This window comes from Methylobacterium sp. AC832 (assembly GCF_979256025.1).
On record NZ_CEEDMV010000001.1, the window covers coordinates 33,212 to 48,198 of the forward strand.

At 67.7% G+C, this 14,987-nt stretch carries 14 protein-coding genes; 7 read left to right on the forward strand and 7 right to left on the reverse strand.

Features of this window, described 5'->3' with window-relative positions; all coding sequences use genetic code 11:
- Positions 1-93 precede the first annotated feature (93 nt).
- Positions 94-1,293, reverse strand: a complete 1,200-nt coding sequence (locus tag AC0IXR_RS00135; RefSeq protein ID WP_471759348.1) for a serine hydrolase domain-containing protein — start codon at positions 1,291-1,293, stop codon at positions 94-96.
- Positions 1,294-1,345: 52 nt separating this feature from the next.
- Complete coding sequence (locus tag AC0IXR_RS00140) at positions 1,346-1,675, reverse strand: DMT family transporter (RefSeq protein WP_056428514.1); 330 nt, start codon at positions 1,673-1,675, stop codon at positions 1,346-1,348.
- Positions 1,676-2,049: 374 nt separating this feature from the next.
- Here AC0IXR_RS00140 and AC0IXR_RS00145 point away from each other — a divergent pair, with 374 nt between their 5' ends.
- The 3 genes from AC0IXR_RS00145 (at position 2,050) to AC0IXR_RS00155 (ending at position 3,265) form a co-directional block, all read left to right on the forward strand.
- A complete protein-coding gene (locus AC0IXR_RS00145; RefSeq protein WP_056428511.1) occupies positions 2,050-2,373 on the forward strand; it encodes a YbjQ family protein in 324 nt (107 codons plus the stop codon).
- A 112-nt stretch (positions 2,374-2,485) separates the two neighbouring features.
- Entirely contained in the window at positions 2,486-2,737 is a 252-nt protein-coding gene (locus AC0IXR_RS00150; RefSeq protein ID WP_056428507.1) for a hypothetical protein, read from the forward strand.
- A 60-nt stretch (positions 2,738-2,797) separates the two neighbouring features.
- Positions 2,798-3,265 (forward strand): lysozyme inhibitor LprI family protein, encoded by a 468-nt coding sequence (locus tag AC0IXR_RS00155; RefSeq protein ID WP_424753474.1) that lies wholly within the window; start codon positions 2,798-2,800, stop codon positions 3,263-3,265.
- 19 nt (positions 3,266-3,284) lie between these two features.
- Here the strand turns inward: AC0IXR_RS00155 and AC0IXR_RS00160 are convergent, their stop codons facing one another.
- Both AC0IXR_RS00160 and AC0IXR_RS00165 read right to left on the reverse strand, forming a co-directional pair.
- Positions 3,285-4,643 carry a sigma-54-dependent transcriptional regulator gene (locus AC0IXR_RS00160; protein WP_471759349.1) on the reverse strand — a complete coding sequence of 453 codons (1,359 nt, stop codon included), beginning with the start codon at positions 4,641-4,643 and terminating at the stop codon, positions 3,285-3,287.
- Complete coding sequence (locus AC0IXR_RS00165) at positions 4,640-6,517, reverse strand: sensor histidine kinase (RefSeq protein ID WP_471759350.1); 1,878 nt, start codon at positions 6,515-6,517, stop codon at positions 4,640-4,642. Before AC0IXR_RS00165 ends, AC0IXR_RS00160 begins: the two co-directional genes overlap by 4 nt.
- Before the next feature lie 314 nt (positions 6,518-6,831).
- Here AC0IXR_RS00165 and AC0IXR_RS00170 point away from each other — a divergent pair, with 314 nt between their 5' ends.
- Complete coding sequence (locus tag AC0IXR_RS00170; protein ID WP_471759351.1) at positions 6,832-8,175, forward strand: dicarboxylate/amino acid:cation symporter; 1,344 nt, start codon at positions 6,832-6,834, stop codon at positions 8,173-8,175.
- Between the two features lie 130 nt (positions 8,176-8,305).
- On the opposite strand, the gene AC0IXR_RS00175 is transcribed toward AC0IXR_RS00170, so the two are convergent.
- Positions 8,306-9,028, reverse strand: a complete 723-nt coding sequence (locus AC0IXR_RS00175) for a sulfite exporter TauE/SafE family protein (RefSeq protein ID WP_311276550.1) — start codon at positions 9,026-9,028, stop codon at positions 8,306-8,308.
- A gap of 132 nt (positions 9,029-9,160) precedes the next feature.
- On the opposite strand from AC0IXR_RS00175, the gene AC0IXR_RS00180 reads away from it, so the two are divergent.
- The 3 genes from AC0IXR_RS00180 to AC0IXR_RS00190 all read left to right on the forward strand — a co-directional run bounded on the left by AC0IXR_RS00180 (position 9,161) and on the right by AC0IXR_RS00190 (position 11,403).
- A complete protein-coding gene (locus tag AC0IXR_RS00180; protein ID WP_471759352.1) occupies positions 9,161-10,075 on the forward strand; it encodes a LysR family transcriptional regulator in 915 nt (304 codons plus the stop codon).
- Between the two features lie 140 nt (positions 10,076-10,215).
- Positions 10,216-10,971 carry a glucose 1-dehydrogenase gene (locus tag AC0IXR_RS00185; protein WP_471759353.1) on the forward strand — a complete coding sequence of 252 codons (756 nt, stop codon included), beginning with the start codon at positions 10,216-10,218 and terminating at the stop codon, positions 10,969-10,971.
- Positions 10,972-11,004: 33 nt separating this feature from the next.
- Positions 11,005-11,403, forward strand: coding sequence for a (R)-mandelonitrile lyase (locus AC0IXR_RS00190; protein ID WP_461228996.1), 399 nt, complete (start codon positions 11,005-11,007; stop codon positions 11,401-11,403).
- A gap of 60 nt (positions 11,404-11,463) precedes the next feature.
- Here AC0IXR_RS00190 and AC0IXR_RS00195 read toward each other — a convergent pair whose 3' ends face one another.
- Together AC0IXR_RS00195 and AC0IXR_RS00200 are read right to left on the reverse strand one after the other, a co-directional pair.
- The gene (locus AC0IXR_RS00195) at positions 11,464-13,575 is read right to left on the reverse strand and encodes a peptidase domain-containing ABC transporter (protein ID WP_471759354.1); all 2,112 of its coding nucleotides are present in this window, start codon (positions 13,573-13,575) and stop codon (positions 11,464-11,466) included.
- 4 nt (positions 13,576-13,579) lie between these two features.
- Positions 13,580-14,857: an HlyD family secretion protein gene (locus AC0IXR_RS00200; protein WP_471759355.1), complete on the reverse strand. Its 1,278-nt coding sequence runs from the start codon at positions 14,855-14,857 to the stop codon at positions 13,580-13,582.
- Between the last annotated feature and the right edge of the window lie 130 nt (positions 14,858-14,987).

Sequence of the window (14,987 nt, forward strand, 5' to 3'; positions counted from 1 at the left end):
CATGCCGAACAACTGAGATTGCGCATCATCGGCCTATACCCTCGGCTCGGATGACAGGGAGAGCCGTGTGGTCCCGCCGCCCGGTTCTTCGCCTCAGCGCGCCGGGCGGGTCGCGGCCAGCGCGCGGGAGATCGCCAGCATCACCGCCAGCGTGTCTTCTTCGTCCTGCTCGGCGCCGTGATCGCTGAGCTTGACGATCACCGTGCCGGTCTGGCGGTTGATGTAGATGTACTGGCCATAGACGCCGATGGCGGAGATGTCGTCGTCGCCCTCCGGCACGTGCCACCATTGCGCAGAGTAGGGCCAGCCGTCGACATCCCTGCGGGCCGGGGTCTCGATCCGCTCGATCCAGCGCGGGGGAACGATGTTCGTGCCGCCGACGCGGCCATGGTCGGCCACCATCAGCCCCAGGCGGGCGAAGTCCCGCGCCACGGCGTTGATGCAGCAGAAGGCCTTCTCCGTTCCCCCCGGCCGGTCGAGATTCCAGGTCGCGTTCGCCTCCGCGCCCATGGGCTTCCAGATCGCGTCCGAGAGGAGGTCGGCCAGGGGCTTCTTCTGAACCTCCGCGAGGATCAGGCCGAGGATTTCGGTGTCGATGCTGCGGTATTGGCCGGTGCTGCCGGGCTTCGACGACAGGGTGGCGTGGTCGCGCACGAAATCGCGGATGTCGCGGGTGAGGTACATGCCGGCGGTCCCCACCAGGGGGTTCCACGGGTCGTAATTCTCCGGCACCGCGAGTCCGCTCGTCATGTCGAGGAGGTCGCGGACGGTGATGCGGCCGAAGGCCGGCTCGCCCCGCAGATACGGCAGCAGGGCCGCCACGTGGTCCGTCTCGGCGAGCTTGCCCTCGGCGATCGTCTGCCCGACCAGCAGCGAGACCACCGATTTCGCCACCGACCAGGACGGAAACAGCGTCGCCTGGCCCGAACCGGGGCGGTACCATTCATGGACGAGGACGCCGTCCTGGGTCACCAGCAAGGCGTTGGTGTGGGTCGCCTCCAGCATCTGCGACAGGGGAACATTGTGTCCCTTCCAGGGGACATGGCCGAGAATCGCGCGGGGCCGGGCGGGCAGGGCGCGGGACGAGGGCCCGGCCGCCACCGGACGGCTCGCGAACCAGGTGCCGACGGAGGAGGGCTCGACGATGGCGAGGGCCGCCAGGGTGACCGGGTTCGGCACGCCGAGCAGCGGCCCAATGGCGGCAGCCATCCCACCCAGCATCCCGGCGCAGATCAGCGCCCCGGCGAGCCAAGGCCGACGGAAGCGGGGCCGGAGGCGGTGCAATCTCGACATGACGCTCGGTACACCTCTTGGCCGGCCCCGGCCGCCGGCGGAGCCCCGTCCTTCAGTGAGGCGCGGTCTGGCCCGAGGCGAGGATCGTCACCCCGACGGCGATCACCGCGATCCCGATCATCATCGGCAGGGTGATCGGCTCCTGGAACAGGAGCGCGCCGCCGACCGCCGCGCCGACCATGCCGACCCCGGCCCAGATCGCGTAGACGATCCCGATCGGCAGCATGTTCATGCTGTTCGACATCAGCCAGAACGCCGTGCCGTAGCCCAGCACCACGACGATGGTCGGCAGTGGCTTGGTCAGGCCGTCGGCGGCCTTGAGGGCGAGGGTCGCCGTCACCTCGGCGCTGATGGCGAAGGCAAGGAGGAGGTAAGGGTTCATCTGCGAGGCGTCCGTGCGGGGGCAGGCTAAAAGCGGAATCCGTGGCCATCCGCATGGCGATGTCCGCGTCATGTCCGAGGCCGGCGGCGGAATCGCGCGGTACGGCCACGGATTTCAAAAGCACGGGGGCCGTTAATTTCGCGTGTCGGATGGCGCACGAAGGCCCGTCCGATGGCGGTCGAAACCGGGTGCGCGTGGCGGTGACGGTCTGCCGTTTTGGCACAACTGGTCCGGGCGGCCCGCGCCGAATTGGAAAGTCTGCCCGTCGATCGCGTCTTGCTCCGCTCGGGGTCTCACGGCACAGATTGGTCACAGACTGCGCGAGATTCTCCCTGGCCTTCCGGGACGGGAGAATCCGTGAGGAGCGTTCCGGCATGATCATCGTCACCACCGAAACCATTCCGGGTTGCACGGTTCGCGAAGTGCGAGGCCCCTGTTTCGGCGCCGTTGTCCGCAGCCGGGGCGCGGTCGGGAATTTCAGCGCCGGCCTGCGCTCCCTCGTCGGGGGCGAAGTCGGCGAATACAGCCGGTTGATCGAGGAAGCGCGCGGCCAGGCCATCGACCGCATGGCGCAGAACGCAGCTCAGCTCGGCGCGAACGCCGTCCTGACGATGCGGTTCGACTCCTCCGAAACCGACCAGAACATGATGGAGGTCGTCGCCTACGGCACAGCCGCCATCGTCGAGCGCAACGCCTGACCGCCGCATCCCGGCAGGTCGGGACGTTCATCCCTATCGCCTTGACAAACCTCGGGTTTCTGGCGGTGAGGCCCCATCACGTTCCTCTTCTCCCACGACGGAATCCGACACGATGCGCACGACCCTGACCGCATGTCTCTTCATCGCCCTCACGGGTGCCGCCCTTGCCCAGCAGGTGAACGAGCCGCCGATCCAGAGCCCGCAGGACGCAGCCTGCCGCGAGCAGGCCAGGGCGCAGGTGTTCAGCGCCGCCAACCCGAGCAATCTCAGCCTCTACGACCTCGGTTCGCAGATCTATCACGCCTGCATGGCCAGCTATCACACGACCGGCCCGAACCCGGACCGCAAGGAGCGCCGTTTCTGACACCGCACGCTTCCCGCGATTCCGGCCGCCTCCCGTTCCCTTCCGAAGGATCTCCGCAGCATGACGATGCCTGGCCAAGAGATCCATGGCGGGCGGGAGACGAGCCGTCGCTCCGGCTTTCTCGTCCTCGCCGTGCTGCTGGCGCTCGCAGGTTCGGCGACGGCCGTGTCCGCCGCTCAGCCCTCGGCGAAGCTCTGCACGACCGAGAACTCCACTCCCGAGACGGCGGAATGCATGGAGAAAGCCCTGGAGGGCGCCGACAAGGCGCTGAACGCAGCCTACCGGAAGGCGCTCTCGGTGATCGACGCGGACGATAGCGGCAAGGATGCCAAGGCCAAGACGGAGTGGAAGGCGCAACTCGCCGCGGCGCAGCGTGCCTGGATCGCGTTCCGCGACGCCGATTGCGGGGCTCTGATCGTCAGCGAGTGGAACAGTGGCAGCGGGACCACAACGGCGACCTACGCGTGCCTCTACGACAAGACCGTCCAGCGGACTGGCGACATCCTGAGCCGCTACCCGCTTCACTGAATCCGGGCCGACCTTTCGCTCAGCGATAATCGGTGGGCGTGAGGCCGTGCCGGGCCATCTTGTCGTAGAGGGTCTTGCGCGGCGTGCCGAGGGATTCGGCGGCGATGCGGACGTCGCCGCCGGCCATGATCAGCTCCTCGCGGATCAGGCCACGCTCGAACCGGTCGACCTGCTCGGCCAGGGTTCCGGTGCTGGCGGCCTCCGGTGAGGGCGCGTCGTGCTGGCCGAGGCCGAGGGCGTGACGCTCGGCGAAATGGCCGAGCTCGCGCACGTTGCCGGGCCAGTCGTGCCGGCGCAGGTGCTCCCGCACGGCCGGCGTGATCGGCGCGGGCTCGCGGCCGAAGCGCGTCGCCGCGCGGGTCAGGAACTCCTGGAACAGCAGCATCACGTCCTCGCGCCGCTCGCGCAGGGGCGGAATCGCAATCGTGATGACGTTGAGGCGGTGGTAGAGGTCGTCTCGGAAGGTGCCCTGCGCCGCCGCCTGGCCGAGGTCGACCTTGGTCGCGGCCACCACGCGCATGTCGATGGCGCGGATCTCGTTGCTGCCCAACGGCTCCACCGCCCGCTCCTGCAGGACGCGCAGGAGTTTCACCTGCAGGCCCAATGGCATGCTCTCGATCTCGTCGAGGAACAGCGTGCCGCCCTGAGCGTGCTCAATCCGGCCGACGCGGCGCTTGAGGGCGCCGGTGAAGGCACCGGCCTCATGGCCGAAGAGTTCGCTCTCGACGACGCTGTCGGGTAGCGCGCCGCAATTCATCGCCACGAAGTTCCGGCTCGCGCGCCGGCTCCAGCGGTGCAGGGCGCTCGCCACCACCTCCTTGCCCGAGCCGGTCTCGCCGAAGACGAGAACGTCCACATCGGCATCGGCGACATCCCGCACGAGACGGCGCAGGCGCACCATCTCCGGGGAAATGCCGAGGAAGGCCGGGTCCTCCTCCACCGCCGCGTCCAGCCGGGCGCGCAGGGTGCGGTTCTCAAGAACGAGCCGGCGCCGTTCCAGAGCGCGGCGCGCCGAGGCGACGAGGGATTCGGCCGGATAGGGTTTGGACAGGAAATCGTAGGCCCCGTCGCGCATGGCACTCACCGCCATGCGGATGTCGCCATGCCCGGTGATCAGGATGACCGGCAGTTCCGCATCGATGGCCTTGATCCGCCCGAACAGAGCGATGCCGTCGAGATCGGGCAGGCGCACGTCGGTAACCACAAGGCCGGGCGGATCGGCGAGGATGGCGGCCAGCGCCGGTCCGGCGGCCCCGAAGGTCTCCACCGTGAACCCATCGAGCTCAAGGCTCTGGCGGTTGGCGCGGCAGACATCCGCCTCGTCGTCGATGAAGACGACCCGTTCGGCCGACCCGCCCGCACCCTCTTCAACGCTCACGGTGTCGTCTCCACGGGGGCTTCGGCCAGTTCCATCCGAAACACCGCCCCGCCGGCCGGATCGTCCAGGGCGTTCAGGCTGCCGCCGCAATCCTCGACGATTCCGCGGGCGATGGCGAGCCCGAGCCCGAGCCCATCGGACTTGGTGGTGAAGAAGGCGTCGAAGAGCTGGGCCCGAATGGCGTCAGGCAAGCCCGGCCCGGTATCGCGCACCTCGACCGCCACACGCTCCCCGGGCAGGTTCCGCACCAGGATGGAGACACGCGGCTCGGTGTGTCCCGCCGCCGCGTCGAGGGCATTCTGTAGCAGGTTGACCACGACCTGCTCGAGGCGCGGCCCGTCACCGAGAACGCAGAGGCCAGGGGCCGGCGTCTCCGCCGTGAGCGCGATCCCGGCCGCCTTCGCCCGTGCCTCCACCAGTTCCAGGCTGTTGGCGAGGATATCGGCGAGGGGCACGGGCTCGCGCCGGGGTGATGAACGCCGGGCGAAACCCTTGAGCTGCCGCGTCAGGCCGCCGATGCGGTCGGTGAGGCGGCCGATGGCGAAAGCGTTCTCCGCCGCTTCCTCACCCCGGCCCCGTCGGACCAGGATCGCCGCGTTGTCGGCGTAGGAGCGGATGGCGGCCAGCGGCTGGTTGATCTCGTGCGCCATGCTGGCGGCGAACTGGCCCAAGGCCGCGAGCCGCCCGGCCTGAGCGAGTTCTCGGCCGAGGCGTTCGCGCTCGGCTTCCGCCTGCCGTCGCTCCTCCTCCGCCCTCCGTCGCTCTTCGATTTCCAGCCGCAGCATCCTGTTGGCGTCGGTGAGTTCCATCGTCCGCTCACGGACGCTCCTCTCCAACTCTTCCCGGCGCGTCGCGGCTTGAGCGAGGCGCTGGCGTGTCCGTCGCCGGCGGCCCGCCACGGTCGCGATCCCAATACAGGCCAGCCCGGTGCCGAGGGCGGCGATGATCCAGGCCTGCACCCGCTCGCGGTCCACGGCAGGGCCCACGGGCGTCAGGGTATGGAGCCGCCAGTCGGTGCCCGGAATGGGGGCGTCCAGGGCGAGGGCTGTCCGCGCCGGCTGCGATCCCCGGCCGACACGGACGAGATCCGGCATCCCCCCGACCGGATGGAGCGGAAGCGCCGTGAGCGGGGCGTCGCCGAATTCCAGCGCCGCGCGGATGCGCTTTCGCTCGTCCTCGCCGACCTCGCGGAGAGTCGCGAAGTTCCACGTGGGATCACTCGCCACGAGGACGATGCCCCTTGCATCCGCCACGAACACCCCATCCCCCGATTGCCGCCACGCGGCCTCGACGTCGTGGAATTCGATCTTCACCACCACCACGCCGCCGGATTCGTCGATCCGCCGCGAGAGGTAGAGGCCCGCCCGGCCGCTCACCGTACCCAGGGCGAATTGCGATCCGGCGCCGCCGGTCATCGCCTGCCGAAAGTAGGGCCTGAAAGCATAGTCCCGGCCGAGAAAGCTGCGCTCCGACCCTGCATTGCTCGCAGCCACCGTGATCCCATCGGAGCGGATGACGTAGATCACCGCCGCGCCCGTGGCCGCCGCGATCTGAGCGAGCCGTCTGTTGACCCTGGTGACCAAGGGCTGCCCCGGCTCAGGACCCGCGACTGCTGCGATCTCAGGATCCGCGGCCAGGGCCAGCGGAAGCGAGGCCTGCTTCTGCATTTCGGCTCTCAACGCGCCGACCTGCAGCGCCAGGGCGGCCTGGGCCGTACGGCGAAGGTCCGTCAGCGCCCAGCGCTCGGCCGCCCGCCCAGCGAGCCATGCCCCAACGAGAACCAGAATCAGGCAGGCGACCGGAACGAGGGTGCGATGCCACCGCGCGCGCCATCGCGGTTCGGTTCCGCCGCGGAGAGAAGAATTCTGATTCACGCGCTTCGCATCAGTGCGATTTCCCGGACGGAATTTGGCAGCTACGTGCGGAATTTCGCACTGGGGCCGCGAATGGGAACCACGCCGACAAGAGAAATATGTCTGAAATCAACATCTTAACGAAATATTTCAGGAGTTCCCAAGCTGGCACGCGGGTTGCCATTCCTAGACCGAAACGCAGGCCTGCGCTGTTCGCAGGGCTGCAAGCCGAAGGGGCGGGTGCCCCGACGCCAAGACCAAGAGACGACGATGCCCGGACAGAACCGGCGCACCGATCCGACCCAGTTTTATCTATCTCCAGGGAGAAGCCCGCCATGGCCACCATACCGTCTCCGCTGACCGCGCCGCACGCGCCGCCAAAGCCCAAGCCCCTCTATCGCACGCTGTATTTCCAGGTGCTCGTCGCCGTGGCGATCGGCATCACCCTCGGTCACTTCTACCCGCAGGTCGGCGCGGACATGAAGCCGCTCGGCGATGCCTTCATCAAGCTCGTCAAGATGATCATCGCGCCGGTGATCTTCCTCACGGTCGTCTCCGGCATCGCCGGCATGACCAACCTGGAGAAGGTCGGCCGCGTCGGCGGCAAGGCGCTCATCTACTTCATCACCTTCTCGACCCTGGCCCTCATCGTCGGTCTGATCGTGGCGAACCTCGTCCAGCCGGGCGCGGGCATGCATATCGATCCGAAGACCCTCGATCCGAAATCGATCGCGATGTACGCCGACAAGGCGAAGACGCAGTCGATCACCGACTTCCTCATGAACATCATTCCGACCACGGCGGTGGGTGCGTTCTCGGGCGGCGAGATCCTTCAGGTCCTGTTCTTCTCGGTGCTGTTCGGCTTCGGCCTCGCCTTCCTGGGCGATCGCGGCAAGCCGGTGCTCGACATCATCAAGGTGCTGTCGGAAGCCATCTTCGGCGTCGTCAACATCATCATGAAGGTCGCCCCCATCGGTGCCTTCGGCGCCATGGCCTTCACCATCGGCAAATACGGCATCGCCTCGCTCGCCAACCTCGCCTACCTCGTCGGCGCCTTCTACCTGACCTCGGCGATCTTCGTGCTCGGCGTGCTCGGCCTCGTCGCCCGCTATAACGGCTTCTCGATCATCAAGCTCATCCGCTACATCAAGGAAGAGCTGATGCTGGTGCTCGGCACCTCGTCCTCCGAGTCGGCCCTGCCTTCGCTGCTCGAGAAGATGGAGCGTGCCGGCTGTTCGAAGCCCGTCGTCGGCCTCGTGGTCCCCACCGGCTACTCGTTCAACCTCGACGGCACCAACATCTACATGACCATGGCGGCGCTCTTCATCGCGCAGGCCACGGATACGCCGCTCACCTATGGCGAGCAGGGCCTCCTGCTCCTCGTGGCCATGCTCTCCTCCAAGGGGGCGGCCGGCGTCACCGGTTCGGGCTTCATCACCCTGGCGGCGACCCTCGCGGTGGTGCCCTCGGTGCCCGTCGTCGGCATGGCGCTGATCCTCGGCGTCGACCGGTTCATGTCCGAGTGCCGCGCGCTCACCAACTTCATCGGCAATGCCGTGGCCTGCATCGTGGTCGCCCGCTGGGAAGGTGAAGTGGACGAGGTCAGACTCGCGGCGGCACTGGGCGGCAACCCGATGCCTCTGGCAGCCGAGATGCCGGTTCTCCAGGCTGCGGAGTAACGCCCGTACCGACTTCGAGCCGGGTGGCGATCCAGCCGGCTCGAAGACGATCCGAAAGGGGCTGCCGGACCGCAATGGCCCGGCAGCCCCTTTCGCGTCGAGCATGGCCTTGGTTCCTCGATGCGATGGGTCACCCGAGGCCATTCCAGACGAGACACGTGCCCGAGATCGCCAGAAGCCCGTCCATCATGAACCGGAACGTCTCCGGGGCGAGGCGAAGCACGAAGGGCTTTGCCACGAACGCCCCCACCATGAGAGCCGCGCCCACGGCAAGGCCTCTGACGAAATCCGCGACCGGCAATGCGCCGGTTCCCTGGAAGGTCAGGGTCTTGGTCAGGTAGATTGCCAGCGACGCAGCGGCCTCCGTGCCGATGAACGCACCCTTGGTCAGGCCGTAGCCGATGAAGACCGGAACCGAGGCCGGGCCGGTCGAGGCGACGATGCCGGTCAGGAAGCCGATAACTGCTCCTGCAACCGCCAGGTGGGGGAGCCGCACCCTGACGAGGCGGTCGGCCAGCCAGCGGCGTCCGGGGATCATCGCCAGAAGGAACGCTCCGATCGCCAGATCGACGGCCCGTGGCGGCAGGACCAGCATCGTGCGAGCGCCGAGCATGGCCGCCGGAATTCCAGTCGCCGCATAAGCGGCGACGGCCCGCCAGTCGACCTCTCGCCACCATGCCAGGATGCGGGAGAGGTTCGCCATCACGGCCGCGACCGCCATGATCGGGATGGCCTCCTTGGGCCCGTAGACATAAGCGAGGACCGGCACCAGCATGATCGAGGAGCCGGTGCCGATGATGCCGCTGACGACACCCGCCACGAGGCCGATGGAGAGGATGAGAAGCAGACCCATCGGCCGATTGTGCCCGGTCGAACCGGAAGTCCCTAGGGGCAATGCCTGACGTTGGATAATCTCGGCCTGCGAGCCTGTGCTGACGGCGGCCGGCTCGGATCACTTTCCCGCCAGCGAATGTTCCCCTGCCTCATGCTGACCAGTCGGACCGATCTTGCCGATCTCGGCACCTTCCTCGCCATCGCTCGTCATCTGAGCTTCCGGCGTGCGGGGCTGGAACTCGGTGTCAGCGCCTCCGCGCTCAGCCATGCCCTCAAGGCGATGGAGGCTCGCCTCGGCGTGCGGCTGATCAACCGCACCAGCCGGAGCGTCACCCTGACCGCAACGGGCGAAGAGCTTCTGGCGTCGCTCGATGCGCCCTTCGCGGCGATCGGTTCGGCGCTCGATGGGCTCAACCGCCACCGGGAGCCAGGGAACGCCGCGGGGCGCATTCGTCTCAATGTGCTCGAACATGCGAGCATGCTGCTACTCGCGCCCGTGCTGCCCGTCTTCAGCGAGCGCCATCCGCAGATTGAGATCGACGTCCGCGTCTCCAACGATCTGCTCGACATCGTGGAGGCCGGGGCCGATGCGGGCATCCGATATGGCGGTACCGTCGCTCAGGACATGATCGCCCAGCGCCTGTCGGCCGACCTGCGCTGGGTGGTGGTCGGCGCACCCTGCTATCTCGATCGGCATGGAACGCCGGCGCATCCACACGACCTGTTGGCGCATCGGTGTCTGCGCATCCGCCTCGGCGACGAACGGCTCTACGGTTGGGAGTTCGAACGGGCCGGTGAGCCGCTCGCGCTCGACGTGCCCGGCGCCGTGACCATCGACAACACGCACTTCGCGCTGTCCCTCGCGACGGCAGGCGGGGGACTGGCCTACCTCCCCGAACCATGCGTCAGGTCGCCGGTCAGTCGCGGTGAACTGCGCGTCGTTCTGACGGATTGGGCCCCCGCGGGAGCCGGCTTCCACATTTACTATCCGGGACGTCGCCAGGTGCCGACCGGCCTGCGGCTCCTCATCGATCTGGTTCGCGAGCTTAGGCCGCTCGGTCTGTAGGCGCGATGTCGCCCAGCGATGAGCCATGCTCATCGGTCCGTTGAAGCAATGGCGGGTCATCGGAGTGACGCCGTTAGCCTACTTCTCGCTGATCGGTGAGCGGTAAGGCTCGCCATCACGGCCAGCCGGAGGCTTCCGACATGCTCACCACGCACCGTTTCACCGAAAAGGTCGTTTTCGTCACCGGTGCCGCCAGCGGCATCGGGCGTGCCGCCGCCCTCGCTTTCGCGGCCGAAGGGGCTCGTGTGGCGATTGCCGACCGGAGTGAGGCGACCCTGGAACGCTTGCGGGCCGAGATTGAAGCGGCCGGCGGAGAGGTACTGGCGATCCGTTGCGACGTGTCTCTACCGGAGGAGGTGGAAGCGGCGATTGCCCGAACCGTCGAACGCTTCGGACGCCTCGACTGCGCCTTCAACAATGCCGGAGTCGAGAACAGGGCCACGCCGGTCCACGAGATCGAACTCGACGAATGGGACCGCATCCTCGGCATCAACCTGAGGGGGACCTTCCTCTGCATGAAGTACGAACTGGCGCAGATGGTGCGCCAGGGCGGCGGCGTGGTGGTCAACACCTCTTCCGGTGCCGGCATCCGCGGTGTCGCGGGCGGCGCGGCCTATGCCGCTTCCAAACACGCCATCATCGGTCTGACCCGCTCGGCGGCACTGGACTATGCCAGGAAGAACATACGGGTGAACGCTATCCTGCCCGGCAACATCGAAACGCCGATGATGGACCGTTTCACGGGAGGCGACGTTCAGAAAGCGATCGACCTCGAACCGGTAGGGCGCCTCGGCAAGCCGGAGGAGATCGCGGAAGCGGTGCTCTGGATGTGCTCGGACCTCGGTGGGTTCGTGACCGGAGCCGCCACGGTGATCGACGGTGGCTGGTCGCTTTGACGGTCGATCCGGTGGAAACGGAGGAGCAGGCGAATGGACATCACACGCAGCGGGTCGCGACCGTCCGGCAGGGGACCGTCCGAATGGTTCACCGGGACCGTGCGGATCGACCCTCTTTTCTCCGCACCCGAGCCGGCGCGGGTCGCCGGAGCGAGCGTGACATTCGAGCCGGGCGCCCGCACCGCCTGGCATACGCATCCGCTCGGCCAGACGCTCATCGTCACCTTCGGGGCAGGCTGGGTTCAGCGGGAGGGCGGCCCGATGGAGGCTGTCGCGCCGGGCGATGTCGTCTGGTTCGAGCCGGGTGAAAAACACTGGCACGGGGCAACGGCAACGACGGCCCTGACGCATATCGCGATCCAAGAGCAGCGCGACGGCCGGGCGGTGACGTGGTTGGAACAGGTCACCGACGAACAATACCGCGAGGTTTGACGCTCGCGCCAGGGTGGCTCCTCGATGGGCGGGTGCGGAGGCTCTCGTCCCGACGGGGCCTCATGTGGAGGGCGTCAGGGTGAAGACGTGGTCCGCTCCGGCAATGGTGGCCGGGCGGTGGGCGACGATGATCCGGGTCATGCGCAGGTCGCGCAAAGCCTCGGCAATGACGGCTTCCGTCGCTTCGTCGAGATGGCTCGTCGCCTCGTCGAGGAACAGGATCTCCGGTTTGCGATAGAGGGCGCGGGCCAGGATGACCCGCTGCTTCTGGCCGCCCGAGAGCGTAGAGCCCATATCGCCCACCAGGGTCTCGAATCCCATCGGGGTGCGCTTGATGTCGGCGAGGATGGCCGCGCGCGCGGCGCATTCCTCGATCCAGCCGGCATCGGGCCGCTCGTCGAAACTGGCGATGTTCTCGGCGATGGAGCCGGCGAAGAGGCCGTCATTCTGCATCACGCCCGCGATCCGGCGGCGATAGCTGGCCGCCCCGAGGGTGCGGATCTCCTGCCCGTCGATGAGGACGCGCCCCTCGCTCGCGGGCAACAGGCCCATCATGATCTTCATCAACGAGGTCTTGCCTGAGCCCGAAGGGCCGGTGATGGCGAAGCTCGTCCAAGCCGTCACGTCGAGGCTGAGATCGCGGAAGATCCAGGGCTCATCCGCGCCGTAGCGCAGGGCGAGCTCCTTCACGGCGACACTCCCCGTCCCCTCCGCCGCCCGGATCACCGCCGGGGCGGCCGGTTCCAGGGTGGAGCCGGAACCCTCCTCGGGCTCGCTCATGACGATGTCCGACAACCGGTCGGTCTGGACATTGAGCATGCGCAACTGGAAGCCCGACTGGATCAGGTTGCCGATCCGCTGCGAGAACTGGTCGCGATAGGCAAGGAAGGCCACCAACATGCCGAGCGTCATCGACTGGTCGATGACCGCCCGCGCGCCGAGCACGAGCAGGAGCAGCCGGTCGAGACCGAACAGCAGCTCATTGGCCCGCCCGAAGATCAGATCGAGGCGCTGGAGCCGCAGCCGCGCATTCAGCGAGGTCACGAAGTGGTTCATCCAGGTGCCGCGCCGGCGCTCGCGCAGGTCGAGGAGCTTCACGCTCGCCATGCCGCGCACGGTCTCGATGAAATGGCTCTGCTGGCGCGCCTCGGCGACGATCGCCTCCTCGGTGCCCTCGCGGTAGGAGGCGTAGGCGGCGATCCGCAGCGCCGCGGCGAGCGCCGTCGAGGCGACTACGAGGAGGGAGAGCCATCCGCCATAGACCACCAGCATGGCGAGCATGCCGATGGACATGATGCCGTCGAGCACGGCCTGGACGAGATCGGTGGTGAGCCCCTTCTGGATCGTCGCAAGGGAGCCGAAGCGCGAGATCACGTCGCCCACGTGCCGCTTCTCGAAATAGTCCAGCGGCAGGCGCGAGAGGTGGTCGAACAGGCTCCCCGACCATTGATAGTTCAGCTTGGTTCCGGTGAGCATGATCGCCCAGGTCCGCGCCACCGAGAGGACGAGCTGGACGACGAGCAGAAGGGCGAGCCCCACCGCCACCACCAGCAACAGGTCGAGATCGGCGTTGACGATGACCTCGTCGATGACGATCTGCGATGCGATCGGCATCAGGATCGCGACGAGTTCGATGCCGAGGGACAGGGCCAGGATCTGGGCGAGGGCCGGGCGGATGCCGCCCATCGTGCGGAAGAGGTCGCCCAGCGCCAGCCCGCGCCGGCGCTTCTCGCGCACGAAGCTGGTGGTCGGGCTCGCCTCCAACGCGACGCCCGTGAACTCGCGCGACGCCTCCGCGAAGGTGAGCTTGCGCCGCCCACGGGCGGGATCGTGGATGACGATCCCCCTGCCGTTCACGGCGGTGAGCACGACGAAGTGGTTGAGCCCCCAATGCAGGATGCACGGCGTCTTGAGCTTGGGCAGATCCTTCAGCTCGGCCCGCAAGGCCCGGGTGGCGAGGCCCATCGAGCCCGCCAGATCGATGAGGTTGCGCAGGGTCATGCCCTTGAGCGACAGGGCATGCCGGCGGCGCAGGGCGCCGAGATCCACATGTCGGCCGTGGTAGCCCAGCACCATGCCGAGGCAGGCCATGCCGCATTCGGCAGCCTCCGCCTGGAGCAGGACGGGCACGCGCCGGCCGAAGCCGAACTGGAGGGTGCTGAGCAGGCTCACGCTTTCATCCGCCCCGGGTCACGAGATCGACGCTGCGCTTTACCCGGTAGAGCGGGTCGAGAAGCCAGCGGTAGAGGGGGCGCTTCTCCAGGGCGATGTCGGCCTCGACCCGCATCCCGGCCTCCAGCCGCCGGCTCTCGCCATAGGCGATCACGCTGTTCTCGTCCGGCCGCACGATGATGCGGTAGATGCCGTCGCCGTTCTTCGCTTTGGCGCCGGCGGCTTCCGGCAGGTCGGCGGCCTCCAGGGGCGCGCGGGTCACCTCCGTGACGGTGCCGCGATAGAGGCCGAAGCGCTGGAAGGGAAAGGCCGCGTAGCGCAGCATCACGGCCTCCCCCGTATCGATGAAGCCGATGGCCGAGGACTCCACGAATAGGTTCGCCTGGAGCCGGCCCTCGCTCGGCAGCAGGGTGAGCAGCGTGGCACCCGCCGCCACGCCCTGGCCGGCCTGGACCCGGATGGAGGTGAGGATGCCCTTCTCCGGCGCCCGCACCTCGATGGCCCGGCGTGCCTCGCTCTCGGCCCGCTGCTGCTCCAATTGGGCGGCGGTGCGGTCCATCTCGGCGAGGTCGCGGGCGAGCTTGTCGTCGAAGGTAGCGAGAGTCGCTTGCAGCTCGCCGACCTTGCCCATGAGCTGCAGACGCGAGTTGCGGAACTGGGCAAGCTGGGAACTCGCCTGCAGGTAGAGGTAATTCTGGTTCTGGAGGTCGGCTGAGCGGGCAAAGCCGTCGCTCACCGCCTTGGCGAGGACATCGACCCGCTCCTTCAGCGGCGGTACGAGCTTTTCCTGCAGCTGAACCTGCTCCTCCAATTGCCGCGACTGGGATTGCAGATTGTCGATCTGCTCGGCGAGGGAGCGCTTCTCGGTGGCCGCCATGGCCGACCGCAACCGAGATTGCGCCTCGATCGTCTCCTTCTGCCGGGCCAGCTGATCGATGATGCGCTGCTGGGTCGGACCGTTGGCCGACACGGCGTCGAGATCGAGGGTGTAGAGTAGCTGGCCCTGGACGACCCTGTCGCCCTCCTTCACCCCCGAGACGCTAACGCGTCCTGCCACCGGGCTTGCCACGGTGATGAGACCGACATCCGGCGTGAGCATGCCGAAGGCGTGGATGCGACGCGTATAGGTGCCGAAGACGACGTAGAGGAACGCGGCGATCGTGATCAGGATCGTGATCGCAGTCATCAGCCGGATCGAGAGCGGCTGCACGATCTGGGCTTCGCCCAGCCAGGAATCCCGCCGCGCCTGGGCGACCTCTGCGCGGAAAAGCGGCGACGTCATCGGGTCCGGTGGTTCTCCTGGCCGAGAGATGGCGTGCTTCGGCTCTGCGGCTTCATATGCACGAAGGACGCGGCGGGCCTACAGGCCCGCCGCGCTCATTTACCGATCGGAAGGATGCGGAGAGTTCGTG

Excerpts from the sequence above, each read along its gene's own strand:
- AC0IXR_RS00135 (WP_471759348.1), bottom strand. The coding sequence starts at position 1,293 with ATGTCGAGATTGCACCGCCTCCGGCCCCGCTTCCGTCGGCCTTGGCTC.
- AC0IXR_RS00140 (WP_056428514.1), bottom strand. The coding sequence starts at position 1,675 with ATGAACCCTTACCTCCTCCTTGCCTTCGCCATCAGCGCCGAGGTGACG.
- AC0IXR_RS00145 (WP_056428511.1), top strand. The coding sequence starts at position 2,050 with ATGATCATCGTCACCACCGAAACCATTCCGGGTTGCACGGTTCGCGAA.
- AC0IXR_RS00150 (WP_056428507.1), top strand. The coding sequence starts at position 2,486 with ATGCGCACGACCCTGACCGCATGTCTCTTCATCGCCCTCACGGGTGCC.
- AC0IXR_RS00155 (WP_424753474.1), top strand. The coding sequence starts at position 2,798 with ATGACGATGCCTGGCCAAGAGATCCATGGCGGGCGGGAGACGAGCCGT.
- AC0IXR_RS00170 (WP_471759351.1), top strand. The coding sequence starts at position 6,832 with ATGGCCACCATACCGTCTCCGCTGACCGCGCCGCACGCGCCGCCAAAG.
- AC0IXR_RS00175 (WP_311276550.1), bottom strand. The coding sequence starts at position 9,028 with ATGGGTCTGCTTCTCATCCTCTCCATCGGCCTCGTGGCGGGTGTCGTC.
- AC0IXR_RS00180 (WP_471759352.1), top strand. The coding sequence starts at position 9,161 with ATGCTGACCAGTCGGACCGATCTTGCCGATCTCGGCACCTTCCTCGCC.
- AC0IXR_RS00185 (WP_471759353.1), top strand. The coding sequence starts at position 10,216 with ATGCTCACCACGCACCGTTTCACCGAAAAGGTCGTTTTCGTCACCGGT.
- AC0IXR_RS00190 (WP_461228996.1), top strand. The coding sequence starts at position 11,005 with ATGGACATCACACGCAGCGGGTCGCGACCGTCCGGCAGGGGACCGTCC.
- AC0IXR_RS00200 (WP_471759355.1), bottom strand. The coding sequence starts at position 14,857 with ATGACGTCGCCGCTTTTCCGCGCAGAGGTCGCCCAGGCGCGGCGGGAT.